This is a genomic window from Acetobacter sp. P1H12_c, from assembly GCF_018811975.1.
GTDB classification, from domain to species: domain Bacteria; phylum Pseudomonadota; class Alphaproteobacteria; order Acetobacterales; family Acetobacteraceae; genus Acetobacter; species Acetobacter persici.
In genome coordinates this window covers 16,455-29,507 of sequence record NZ_JACRVR010000026.1, presented here as the reverse complement: position 1 = coordinate 29,507, position 13,053 = coordinate 16,455, and the positions used below count along the sequence as shown (strand labels likewise).

The following is a 13,053-nucleotide window of genomic DNA, read 5'->3' as shown; positions in this document are numbered from 1 at the left end:
CTGGGGAGTGTTTGAACACGATCATAAGTGAGCCTGCTTTTATGTGCTGATATCAGCCGGGAAAGGCATCTTTTGTTGACTGGATCAGCGTGTTTTCAAGAGAACTGAACTCCTGCTTGTTGTTCAGTGCGACAAAACCAACAGAGGGGGCATCTGGTAAATCTGGCATCACAATGGGGGACGCCAGAGCACTCCTCTGGAGAAAACCGGGTTGCAGGGTGCAGCCGTACCCCGCTTTGACGGCGCCGAGCAGCGCGCTGAGGCTGTCGCTGCAAAATGCGATATGCCAGCGGATTTTGTGCCGGTTCAGGGTTTCAAGCGCTATCCGGCGCGTAACACTCCCTTCTGGAAATACCACCAGAGGTATGGAGTTTTCCTTATCGAGCGTTTCTTCTGGATGCATGTACCATTTCAGGCTCTCCTGCCACAGTAAGTGGCCGTGCGTTTCGTGCGGAGCCTGCATGCCAAACATGAGGTCAATCTCTCCCGTTCCAAGCCGGTCGCGTAATTCATGACTTAACCCGGTGACGAGACTAACCTGCGTCTTATTGTTCTTTTTTCTAAAATTTCTTAGTAATAAAGGGAGATCGGAAAGAATAAGATCTTCTGTTAAACCTAATCTTATCTGTGTCTGCGTTTCGAGTTTTTCAGACAACTGAAAAATACGGTCATGAGACTGGAGGGCATCCTGCGCCAGCCGAATAAGCGCGTGCCCGGAGCTTGTAAGTTCCACCACCTTGGTTGAGCGGGACAGAAGGGAAATACCCAGAGCCTCTTCCAGACGGCTGATATGCAGGCTGATGGTCGACTGGCTCACACCACGGCGATGCGCTGCGGATGTAAAATGGAGTGTCTCTGCAACAGCCAGAAAAGAACGGAGATGTTGCAGATCTAGATTAGATTTATCGACCATATAGATAAACATCCGAGTGGAATCGTCATATCCGATTGGTGCGATATAGATATGATTCCGTCAAGGAAAAACGATACATTGTGGAAATGAAGGGACTATAAAAAATACTTAATGTGATTTTTGTGTTATTACAGAACTATAAATATCCAATATTAAACTGGTTATAGTCTGAATTTGGATGCAGATATTTCTCTTTTGTATACAAAAAAGAAATTCAAGCCATTTATAAGTCTTTGCAAGGGTTTAAGGTCTCGGAATGAGAATACGGCCACAGGCGTAACAGGACTGCCGCTTTAGGCAATACATCTCGCAACACACACAACACAGTCTGCAACCCGCGATAACTGTTGATCAGAACTCTGCACGCCGTTTCATCTGGAAGGACGCGGCATGCAGAGCGGAAGAACGGAAGCAGAGGCGTTATATTAAGACGTTTTTCAGAGGATTTGACGGAGGCCTGCCGCCGGTGGGCGGCGTGCTGCCCGCCAGGCCTGACTGAAAATGGCGGCTGCTGCGACACAAAGAGTCAGGAGGGTTACAAGCATAAACGGGACCGGTGTCAGAGAAATTCTCTGATCAAACTTTGAGAGCCATGTCTGCATCAGCATCCACGCCACAGGCCATGCAATGACCGTGGCAAACATGATCGGGCGGAGAAACTGGCCGATAAGAAGGCGTAAAATATCCCCTGAGCATGCCCCCAGAACTTTGCGGATACTGATTTCCTGCATTCTACGCGTGACCGTAAATGCAGAAAGACCGTAAAGACCGAGACAGGCGATAGCGACAGCCACAAGGGACCCTATGCTGAAAAGCGCACTGTGGTTTGCGTCAGACCGGTAATCCTCAGCCAGAATATCTGACACATCCCGAGCGGAGAACGGCACATCCGGCACGACTTCCTCCCATACTTTGCGGAGGCGGCTCATTTCGATCTGTCCGCTTGCGCCTTGATAGCGCACAATACCGGCCACATAATCAATCGGCGCTTTTGTGCCAAAAAAGAGCAGGGGACGGATCGGGCTTTGTATTCCACCAAGGCGGATATCCTCAATAACGCCGATAATGCGATATTTTATGATGTTGTCAGTGGCCTGAGCCTCCTGAATGTCCTGCCCGAGTGCCATTTCGGGCGATGAGAAGCCAAAGCGTTTTGCGGCCAGACGTGAAATGACTACATTCTTTGCGCTGTCTGACGTCGCGTTTGTCTGGGCGTAGTCCTGCCCATGCTCTTCATCAAACACGCGTCCTGCAACAAGACTGGCGCCAAGGGTGTCAAAATATCCCGGCGTTGCGTAACCCCACTGGAGGCTGAAAGCGGTATTCTGGCCGGGTCGCTTCCAGTCATCACTGTCTGACATATGGTGGGGGTAGAGGTCCGAGCGTGTTGCAACCGTGACACCCGGAACCTCGGCAAGCCGTGTGATGATGGCAGCCTGCCGGTTTTTCAGCGTATCATCACTGAGCGCATCAATCACGATAAGCCCATGGTTTGTCATGCCCCGGTCCAGTGCCTGCACAAAGCGGGCCTGCTGGGCCATGACAAGGGTGCAGATGGCCAGAAGGCTTGCAAACGTGAATTGTAATGTCACCAGTGCGTTTCTGACTGTGCGGTCAAGCCGCCCGCCACCGGGCATTCTGCTCGCGGACAAAACATCAACGGGGCGGAAGGCAGAAAGAACAAAGGAGGGATAGAGGCCTGCAGTCGCGCCGGAGAGAAGGGCAATACTCCCGGTCACAGGGAGTATAAAAGACCAGTTGTAAGAAATCTGCCACCCGCCGAAGGCATTGACCCATTGCAGAGCAAACTCGGCGAGCGCCAGAGCCAGCAGAGCCGCGCCGCATGTCAGAAAAATAGCTTCCGACATAAACCTCATCACAAGGGAGAGGCGTGATGCGCCAAGCACCTTACGCATAGCCACGTCTTTTGCGCGTAAACCTGCACGGGCTGTTGCCATATTAATATAATTGACCAGCGCTGTGGCAAGCGCCGCAAGCCCGACCAGAGCCAGAATATCGACAAGCTGACGGCTAGTCCCTCCCTCCCCAATACGGGCGTTATGAAAATGAATATCTTTCAGCGGTATTAAAATTAATCCGCCTGTTCCAAACATAGTCTGGATTCCGCGCGGGGAATACGTGCCTGGATGTCGGACAGGATACGCCATTAACTCTTGCCGGATACGCGGAACAGCATCGGCATTATCAATACGGAGATAGATATGCCCCCACGTGCTGCCCCAGTTTTTAAAGGGAAGCGTATAAGGCGGCGTTGTGAAAAATTTACTTGGGAAGAGTGTGATAAGATTAAATGTTTCAGTCGAATTTGTGGGCGTATCTGCCATGACTGCGGAAATAATACCGTCCTCGTGATTATCAATACGAATTTTACGGCCCACAGCCTCCATTGTGCCAAAATATTTCCGGGCGAGGCTTGCAGAAATAATAACCTTTCCCGGCGCGTCAAGTGCAGTGGCTTTGTCACCGGACAGGAGAGGCAGGTCGAAGACCGACAGGAAATCCTGATCCGTCATGGTGACAGTCTCGCGCCCCAGTATCTCGCCCGCGCGAACGGCCTGCGGAATGCTGAGAAGACGTATGGCGTGGCTGATTTCAGGGAAGTCCTGTTTCAGGAACGGAAAACTGACGAAACTGACGGCATCATTTTCATAAGCAGAATGTCCTGCCGGTTTGAGCAGTTCATCCACCTGATACAGGCTGGCTGCGTGTGGAATATAGGAATCATAAGTCGTTTCGTATCGGACAATGAGCATCATGATGAGAAACACAGCGATGCCGAGAGCAAGCCCGATCAGGTTGATCAGCGTATAAAGCCGGTGGCGGGAGAGGGTACGGAACGTCGGGGTCAGAATTCCGGTCAGCATTGTGGTTCTCCTGTCCCTTACCAGCCAGCGCGGTCGAGTGCGGCCAGAGGCGCCTGAAGGGGCTCCCAGTCACGCGTACGGGCGTGCCGCAACTGAGCGTCGGGATCATAGGACTGGACGTTTGGTATCAGATCCTGAGCCTGCAAATGCCCGATGGCCGCCAGAAGCTGGGCTTGCGCAACAATGGTGTCATGCTGGCTGGTGGCCAGTTCCACCTGTGCGGACCGCAGGTTCTGATCCGCATAGAGCACGTCCGTCGTGCTGCGTAGGCCATAGCCATATTCAAGCTGATAGCCTTTTAAGGTTGTCTCACCAGAGCGGACTTCCGCCTGACCTGCTCTTATGGCTTGCAGGCCGTTCTCCACGGCATTCCAGTATGTCACAACATCCTGCAAAGCGGAGCGGCGGGCCTGTTCCACGTTCTGGTGGGCCTGTTCATCTTTATCGCGGGCCTGTCTGATCTGGGAGTTGTAGAGGCCGCCATTATAAATAGGCTGAACCAGCGAGACTGTTCCTGTCACCTGCTCCCCATACTCCCGCCCGCGGAAAGGTGCGCCCGGCCCGATGGTGCCAAACGTGCCCTGAACCTGAATTTGCGGCCCCCATTGTGAGCGGGCTGTCTCAACATCTGCCTGTGTTGCACTTTTTGTCTCGCGCATCTGGGCAAGCTGAGGGTTGGACTGAATGGCGGTTTTCATGGCCTGAGGCATGCTGGACGGCAGGCCGGGCAGGGCTGCTGGCATGACCAGATGAGTGGGGTCTTCCCCAATAACGGCCCGAAACTGTGCCTCGGAGGCTGCAAGAGTGGCGCGGGCCTGCGTCAGAGCCACCTCTGCTGACTGGCGGCGTGTTTCGGCCTGTTCCACGTCCGTTCTGGTCACCTGCTCGGAGGGCGCACCTCCAAGGTTGTAGCGGGAGGTCGTCAGTTGCACCTGCCTCTGGAGCATGCTCAGATCCGCCTGTCGGATGTCTTTTATCGAACGGTCCCGTAATACGTTCATGTAGGCGGTGATAACATTTGTGAAGACCTGCGCTTCCGTCAGACGCAAGGCGTGCCCTGCGGCATGGGAGCGGGCATCCGCGGCTTTAACCTGATTAGCCGTGTGGCCAAAGGAGTAAAGCGTCTGTTTCGCCGCAACATATCCTTCAGCATAGTTTGAGGTATAGCTTCCCAGAGCAAACGCGTTGGTATACGGGCCCTGCTGGTAATTGGCATCCATATTGACAGAGACGGTTGGCCTCCAGCCGGACCGTGCCTGCACGGAGTTTTCAGTAACGGCACGCTGATTAGCCTGCTCTCCAAGAAGGGCCGGGTTGCTGTGGTAGGCGTGTGCCAGAGCCTCCTGAAGGCTCTGGGCGTGCGCGACACAGGGGGAAAGTGCGAGGGCAAAGCATGCAAGAACGCGGGACATAGGCGTTACTCCGCTCTGAGGGCGCGTGCTGGTTCAGCCCGTGCGAGATGCAGGGTCTGACCCAGAACTGTGCAGGTTGCGATCAGTGAGGCTCCGGCCACGGCAAAGAGGAAAAGGGCCGGGGAGAGAGAAATACGTTCATCAAATCCGCTCAGCCATTGCCGCATGAGCAACCACGCAACCGGACAGGCCAGAAGACAGGCTAGAAGAACCGGCTTCAGAAAATCCGCCAGTAACAAAGCCAGCGTCTGCCCGGAGGTGGCCCCCAGCGTTTTACGAATACCAATTTCATGCACCCGGCGTGCGGCCGCAAAGGCCGCCAGACCGTAAAGCCCAAGGCAGGCAATCAGCAATGCGGCAACCGCGCCAAGAGTGAACAGGTACCCGCGCTGTTCATCATCAGCATAAAATTCTTCCATGAGCTTATCCGCCGGGGAAAAATGACTGGGGATATCAGGCAGGAGTGTCCGCCATGTTCGGTCAAGCCGCTCAGACATCACAACGGGAGCAACACCGGAGAAACGAACAGCCGGGACGGGATCATCAAACGGGGTGCGTTGCAGGGAGGAAAAGAACAGAATTTCCGGAGAGACAGTTTCACGCGCGGAACCGAAACGGATATCGTCAAGAACACCAATAATCGTGAAGTGCTTCGCGCCTTCCCTAATAATTTTCCCTAAAGCCTCATCAGGGTTTTTAAAGCCAAAGGACAGGGAGGCCTTGCTGTTGATAATAACATTCCAGTTGCCGTTCCCGTTTTTAAAATCAGCGTTGGAGGGGCCATCATCCTGCCCGTGTGTGGCATCAAACCAGCGTCCGGCCAGCAGGCGGGGCTGGTAGGTTTCTCTGTAACCGGATGAGACGCGATCCCGCAGCATCTGCACCTCAACCTGTCCGGCGGGGCTCTCATAAACAAAACCTGTGCGGGTGAGAGAATGTGGATTGGGCTGGAGCTCACCTAACGTCACAGAGGTGACGTTAGGGAGGGATTGCAACGTATCTAGCATGTGCCGTTGCACCTCGATATCTTTCGAGTGCATCTGCTGGCCGATCAGCGGGCCAGACTGGATGTAACCCCGGCTGGCATGCCGCAGAAAACTGGTCTGCCGGTCAATCACCAGTGTGCAGATCACGATGCAGATTGCGACAGAAAACTGCGCCACAACCAGCACGTTCCGCAGCATAGTTGCTTTGCGCCCCCCTGCGGGCATGCGGGCGGCGGCCAGAATAGTAGCGGGATTATAGCCTGACAAAATCAATGAGGGATAAAGTCCGGACGCCAGACCGCTCCCAAGGATAACGAGCGGAAGCAGGAGTGCTATAAAATAATAATCAATACGGACGGCTTCCCCTGTCACGCTGGCAATAGCCGGGACACATATCTCACAAAGCGCCAGTCCGCTCAGGCCCGCAATGCAGGAAAAAACCATAGCCTCCCCCATAAACTGGGTGAACAGCATGCAACGGGAAGCCCCGAGTGTTTTGCGGAGAGCGACTTCCTTTGCTCTCAGCCCGGCGCGGGCGGTGGCGAGGTTAACGGTATTGGCACACCCAAGAATAAGAGCAAGCAGACCAATCAGACCAATGCCATCAATAACGTATTGTTCCGCACTACTGCCCGCATCCTCAACCTGTGAATCATGAAAATGTGTTTCCTTCAAAGGAATAACGGAGAGCGCGTAAACTCTTTTTCCATCCGCGCCAATAGAAATCTGATCATCCGCCGTACCCGATGCCCGGTGCAGAACAAAATCGGAAAGGCGTGCGTTTATGGCAAAAATATCATCGTGTTTATGGAATTTAAGCAGAATTTCTCCGCAACTACTGCCCCAGAAAAGGAAACAGGAGCGCGTCACCCGGTCTTGCGGAGGGACTGGCAGGAGCATATCCACGTTATCCAGCAGGCCGGGGGAAGGAACGTCACCCAGAACACCTGTCACGATATACGTGTTTTTCTGTCCAATTCGGTTGATTTCTACCGTTTTCCCCAGAACATCAGACTTGCCAAACACTGTCATTGCGGCCTGCCGGGTGAGAACAAGACCATCAGGCCGCGTAAGTGCCGTATCAGGATTGCCCTGCAAAAGCCGGAGCGAGAACATCCGGAAAAATTCGGGATCTGTCATGCGGCCAAAAAAATGTGTGAACTGCCCGTTTTTCTGAACATTCAGATTAGTTGCGGTAAATGTTACACTGTCCTCAATTTCCGAAAAATCCTGTTTTAAAAACGGCAATGCTCTGAAGCTGACATCGGCACTTTCATAAGGCGTTGTGCCCGGCTCGGACCAGTGTTCATCCATGCGTGCAAGCCGGTCCGCATCCACAAAACCAGTATTAAAACTGTATTCAAAGCGTACAACGAGAGCGAGGGTCAGGAAGACCCCAATCCCTAAAGCCAGACCGAAAACATTCAGACCAACATACAGGGGGTGACGCCGTGCCTGACGAGCGACACTTCTGAGAATGACTGCAATCATCTCTGTCTCTTTCAGATGGCATTACGCACGGAAATGACAATCTGCCCGTCCAGCATATCAACCCGGCGTCTGGCCAGATCCGCATGGCTGGGAGAGTGTGTGACCATGATGATCGTGGCGCCCTCATCATTCAGGGCCTGGAGAATATCCATCACCTGTGTGCCATTTTCGGTATCAAGGTTGCCGGTTGGTTCGTCAGCCAGAATCAGGCGTGGTTCCCCTACAATGGCGCGGGCAATGGCGGCGCGCTGCTGCTGGCCACCTGAAAGCTGGGAGGGATAATGTCTGGCGCGGTGGGCAATCCCGACACGGTCCATAGCCTGCGCAACCCGCTGCCGGCGCTCCGGTTTGGGGATGTTCCGATAGATAAGGGCCAGCTCGATATTTTCTTCAATCGTCAGTTCATCAATCAGATTGAAGCTCTGGAAAATATAGCCGAGATTTTCCCGACGGAAGCGTGCAAGCGCGGTCTCGTTAAGCTTTGTCAGTTCTTCATCGCCAAAACGATAGGAGCCTGCCGTGGGCCGGTCGATTGTGCCCAGAATATTGAGCAGGGTAGATTTGCCGCACCCTGATGGCCCCATAATGGCGAGAAATTCTCCCTGCGCGATGTCCAGTTCGATATCGTGCAGGGCTGTTGTCTCCACTTCGTCAGAGCGATAGAGGCGCTGGATACGGGAGAGATGAATGAGCATGCCTGTAAGTCCTGTCGCTTAGTGGATGGAGAGATGGTTGAAATTTTTATAGGAATTGTAAGAGGAGATGATCACCTGATCCCCCGCATGCAGGCCGCCCGTAATCTCTGCCTGCTCGGGATTGCGGCGTCCGGAAGTGATTGTCACCCGGTCCGCACTTCCGCCATTCCCCGCGACGACAAACGCTGAAGACCCTCCGCTGGCTTCAAGCCACGCACCATTGGGCAGAACCAGCGCCCTGTGCGTCTCCCCCAGTGTGATGCGGATATCAATGCTTTCACCGCGCCTCAGGCCCGGTGGCGGTGGCGTGTCAAATGTCAGTTCCGCACGAAACTGACCATTGGTGACCTGAGGATGGACGCGCGTCACGGTGAGGGGAATTTTCACATCCCCGATGTCCGCCTGCGCGCGCTCCCCGGTTGCGACGCGACCCAGATAAAATTCATCAATATCGGCATCAAGACGATACTGGCCTTCACTATCAATCTGCCCGATCCTGTCTCCGGCCTTGAGAGACTGGCCGGGCTGGAGGTCAAAATTGGTCAGGCGACCATCCAGAGGGGCGCGAAGGGTCAGAGCGCCAAGGCTGCTTTCAACCACTTCAAGGTTGGAGCGGAGGCGCTGGCCTTCCTGATCAATTTCTTTCTCCTGCCGGTCTGCAACCTGAAGATCCTGAGCACGTGCAGCATCCAGCCGTTTGAGGCGCTGGGCATAATACTCTGCCTCATCACTGTAAGACTGCACGTTGGCATCGGATTCAAAACCCTGCTGCCGGAGCTGTTCACGAATGGAGAGTTCATGCCGTGCTTTGAGAAGATTGTAGCGGGCTTCAGCAAGCTGGGTTTCTTCAGTGGTGCGGGTTTGCTGCAAAGTGAGGCGCTGCGCGCTGACTGCCCCGAGCTGACTGGCAATTGAGGCCTCGCGCGAGGTCACATCCAACTGAAGCTGCGGGTTGCTCAGACGGGCGAGGACATCGTCTTTTTTGACCAGAGCGCCATCTTTCGCCACAGCCTCCGTGACCTCACCCCCTTGCACGGCATTGATGAACGTAACGTGCAGGGGGGCTACAGTGGCCCTTAGGGGCAGATAGTCGAGAAAAGGTGCAGACTGCACCGTGGCAATGGAAATCTGGTCACGCCTGACGGACAAGGAACCAGAGGCGGGGGCAAGGTGCCATCCGCCCCAGATAAGCAGGCCGACTGCAACGGGGCTACCATACCGTACGGCGCGACGCAGAAAGACCTTTCTCGCGGATGGAACAACCGCGCGGTCCATGCCGGAGCCGGACAGGGGCTGGGGTTTTTCTGGTGTTTCCACGTTGCCTGAAACCGGATGGCGCATACACTGTTTCTCCTCTTGAAAAACAGTGTATCGTAGAATCATAAAATCATATCCTATTGAAAAATAAAGGATATTTTTGTGGTCGTTCATATGTCTGTTCGGAAATGAACGGACTGTCCGGAAGCGGACACCTTTCAGGGAGTTGTCAACAGAATAATGACGACATTTCGGAACGAACTCAGCGAGACCGATACGTCTCACGACGTAGATCTGCCGTGCCTGCTGTTTGTGGATGATGACCGCGATATTCAGATTGCAGCCCGTCTGCTGTTCCAGCGGCGGGGGATTAAAATATTGTCTGCTTATGATGCGGCGGAAGCCCTGACGCTGCTGGCGTCTCATCCTGTTGATCTTGTTCTGCTGGACCTTAACTACAGCAAAGGCGCACGCAGCGGTGCGGAAGGACTGGCTTTACTGAAAGATATGCTGGTGCTGCGGCGGGATTTACCTGTGCTTGTCGTTACCGGGCATAGCGGGGTGAGCATAGCGGTTGAGGCCATGCGGACAGGTGCGACCGATTTTGTCATGAAGCCCTGGAACAATGACAGGCTGGTCAGTCTTGTCACGAGTGTTCTCGAAAAATGTGGTCGCAATCATGGTTCTGACGCAGAGCCCGTTCTGATCGCGGCGTCCGAGGCTATCAAGCGGATCGTAACTGAGGCAGACCGGATTGCTCCAACCCGTGCATGTGTTCTTGTTTCCGGTCCGTCCGGGGTTGGGAAAATGCTTCTTGCACGGCGCATTCACGCCCTTTCTCAAGAGGCGGGGCCTGTACAAAGTTTTAGCGCGGAAGACTGTGACGATCTACCAGAAGAGGGCGGTGTGTGGATATGCCGCGAGATCGAAGCGCTCTCTCCAACGCTACAGCGCCGCCTGACAGACCGGCTTGACGGGAGCGCGCCGCCGCGCGTGATAGCCCTGACCTCACTGGACCCTGCGGCACTGAACGCGCATCTCCAGCCCAAGCTGATGCTGCATCTGGGCATGGTAAGGCTGGCAATCCCCCCCTTGCGGGAGCGGCCGGAGGACATTGCTGCTTTAGCCAGCCACTTCCTGCATTATTTTTCCGCGCGCCACGGATTGCCTGAACCCGAATGTAACACGAGCTGCATTGCGGCCCTGCAGGCAGAGACATGGCCCCAGAACGTGCGGGAACTGCGGGCCGCAATAGAACGTGTGGTGATTATGGGGGAATGGCAGGTCTCGGCAAACAAGGCTGCAAACCAGACCTCTGAACCACAAACCCTGCGCGACACGGAAAAATCACTGGTTGAGGCAGCACTGCGCCGACACAGTTTTAACGTGACACAGGCCGCCAGAGAGCTGGGTCTGACACGCCCGGCACTCTACCGGCGCATGGCCCGCTATGGGCTTTAAACTCCATACGGCCTCGGCCACCCTGCTCAGGCTGACGGGGCTTGTTGCCGTGTGCCTGCTGCTCACGCCTGTCTGGCAACGGGGACTTTACGCCACGGCCTCTCTTCTGGTGTGCGTTGGGGCTGGGTGTATTGTATCTCTGGTGGCGACACAGGTTGATCTGGCCCGGCGGATGCAGCGCAGTGAGCCCTCTGTTGTTACCCCGACTGACCGTGAAAAACTGCGCAACCGTGCCCTGCTGGACCATGCGCCCGTACCGTTGTTGTACCGCAGCGTAGATGGCACACTGCATGCGGCAAATCGCGCGGCACGCAGGCTGTTTAAAACGGAAGATCGCCTGATCAATCCACCGGGTGAATTGCTTGCGGCCCTGCATGACAAACGTGTGTCTTCTGAAGGACGGATGATACGGCTGCACTCTTCCGCCGAGAGCAGGTTGCGGATGTATGCGCTCTCAGTCGGGCAGGGGGCCGGGGTTGGGGGGATTGTTGAGTATCTGGCACTGACGGACGTGGAAGCTGGCCTGCAAGCGGCGGAAGCACAGGCTCTGCGGGATCTGCTTCAGATTTTAAGCCATGAGATTATGAATTCTCTCACACCTATTGTCTCCCTGTCCGTCACAGCGGAAGAACTGTTTACAGACGCTGATAGGGCCACATCCTCTCCCCTTATCCGTGAAGCCCTGATTACTCTGCGGAGACGGGCAGAGGGGCTGGATAAATTTATAAGAGGCTACCGCGAACTTGCGCGTCTGCCTCCTCCGGATCTGGCCCCGGTTGAGCTTGAGGTGCTTCTGCGTGAGACGCAAACCCTCTTTCAGGCCCGCTGGGGCGCTGGCGTCCCGCTGGACGTTTGTCTTCCCTCCACACGGGTGCTGATCAGAGTGGATAAAGCGCAGATTGAGCAGGCTCTGCTTAACCTTCTCAACAACGCGGCAGAAGCGTGTGCCGGCCTGCCTTCACCCTCGGTCCAGCTTGTTGCTGAGGTTACGGATGGTGCTGCGGCCATCCTTGTCAGGGATAACGGGACGGGCCTTGACCCGTCCTTACATGAAGAGATTTTCCACCCCTTTGTTTCGTTTAAAGAGAATGGAAACGGGGTTGGCCTCAGTCTGGCGCGGCAGATTGTTCTGGGCCATGGCGGTTCCCTCGGGGTCGAGGCTCCAGATGCTGAAAGCCTCTGGAGCACGACGTTCAGGATCCGTTTGTAAGTCGGGCTGCTTTCTGAAGAGCCGGAATCATGTCTTCCGGTTCTGGCCTGCGCGTATAATCCGGGTTGACCTCGGCATAGAGGATCACACCATCCTGACCGATAACGAAGCGGCCCGGTATCGGCAGCGTCCAGCTCCCGTCACCATTAAAAGAGGGCAGATCGTTCTTAAGACTTTTGTACAGGTCCACGAGGTAGTCGGGCAAAGCGAACCGCAGGCCGAACTCGGCTGCAACGGCGTTATGCGTGTCTGACAGGATGGGGAAGTCAAGATGGTTCTGACGGACGGACTTCCGGCTGTTCACCGCTGTCTGCGGTGAGATGGCTATCAGATTTGCACCAAGCCCGCAGAAAGCGGGCCATGCCTGCTGGAGCGCCTGCAGTTCCATGTTGCAATAGGGGCACCACACGCCGCGATAGAAGCTGATGACCAGCGGGCCTTTTTCCAGCAGAGCGGCGGATGATACCGGATGACCGTCCGGGTCATTCAGGGTGAAGGAAGGAGCCGTATCGCCCGCTTTGAGGGTTTTTTCCGCAACGCCGGAGGAAATCAGCTCAGCGGTTGCCCGGTGCATGACCGTAATGACGGAGGCGGGGACATTATAGGGCGGCTTCCCAGCCTCGAAGTCGGCCCTGAACGCGTCGAGTTTTGCCTGAAGGGGCATGATGATGTCCTTGTAAGAGAGGTGATACACTCCAAGATGCCTCTTCCGGCCTCGACAGGGCAGACAGGTTGGGGCGATA

Annotated in this window: 9 protein-coding genes; 2 read left to right on the top strand and 7 right to left on the bottom strand. The window is 55.1% G+C overall.

Annotated features, from left to right (window positions below):
* Positions 1-52 precede the first annotated feature (52 nt).
* From KP699_RS11950 to KP699_RS11925, 6 genes are all read right to left on the bottom strand, one after another.
* Positions 53-913: a LysR family transcriptional regulator gene (locus tag KP699_RS11950; RefSeq protein WP_215762781.1), complete on the bottom strand. Its 861-nt coding sequence runs from the start codon at positions 911-913 to the stop codon at positions 53-55.
* A gap of 437 nt (positions 914-1,350) precedes the next feature.
* On the bottom strand, positions 1,351-3,798 hold the full coding sequence (locus KP699_RS11945; RefSeq protein ID WP_215762780.1) for an ABC transporter permease: 2,448 nt from the start codon (positions 3,796-3,798) through the stop codon (positions 1,351-1,353).
* 17 nt (positions 3,799-3,815) lie between these two features.
* Positions 3,816-5,210: a TolC family outer membrane protein gene (locus tag KP699_RS11940; RefSeq protein ID WP_215762779.1), complete on the bottom strand. Its 1,395-nt coding sequence runs from the start codon at positions 5,208-5,210 to the stop codon at positions 3,816-3,818.
* Positions 5,211-5,215: 5 nt separating this feature from the next.
* A complete protein-coding gene (locus KP699_RS11935) occupies positions 5,216-7,687 on the bottom strand; it encodes an ABC transporter permease (protein ID WP_215762778.1) in 2,472 nt (823 codons plus the stop codon).
* An 11-nt stretch (positions 7,688-7,698) separates the two neighbouring features.
* On the bottom strand, positions 7,699-8,382 hold the full coding sequence (locus KP699_RS11930; protein ID WP_215762777.1) for an ABC transporter ATP-binding protein: 684 nt from the start codon (positions 8,380-8,382) through the stop codon (positions 7,699-7,701).
* Between the two features lie 18 nt (positions 8,383-8,400).
* A complete protein-coding gene (locus KP699_RS11925) occupies positions 8,401-9,723 on the bottom strand; it encodes an efflux RND transporter periplasmic adaptor subunit (protein WP_252347017.1) in 1,323 nt (440 codons plus the stop codon).
* A gap of 156 nt (positions 9,724-9,879) precedes the next feature.
* Here KP699_RS11925 and KP699_RS11920 point away from each other — a divergent pair, with 156 nt between their 5' ends.
* On the top strand, positions 9,880-11,100 hold the full coding sequence (locus KP699_RS11920; protein ID WP_215762776.1) for a sigma-54 dependent transcriptional regulator: 1,221 nt from the start codon (positions 9,880-9,882) through the stop codon (positions 11,098-11,100).
* Positions 11,090-12,310, top strand: a complete 1,221-nt coding sequence (locus KP699_RS11915; RefSeq protein ID WP_215762775.1) for a PAS domain-containing sensor histidine kinase — start codon at positions 11,090-11,092, stop codon at positions 12,308-12,310. The genes KP699_RS11920 and KP699_RS11915 overlap by 11 nt, the downstream gene beginning before the upstream one ends.
* Here the strand turns inward: KP699_RS11915 and KP699_RS11910 are convergent.
* Complete coding sequence (locus KP699_RS11910) at positions 12,294-12,974, bottom strand: peroxiredoxin-like family protein (RefSeq protein ID WP_215762774.1); 681 nt, start codon at positions 12,972-12,974, stop codon at positions 12,294-12,296. The genes KP699_RS11915 and KP699_RS11910 overlap by 17 nt on opposite strands.
* Positions 12,975-13,053 lie beyond the last annotated feature (79 nt).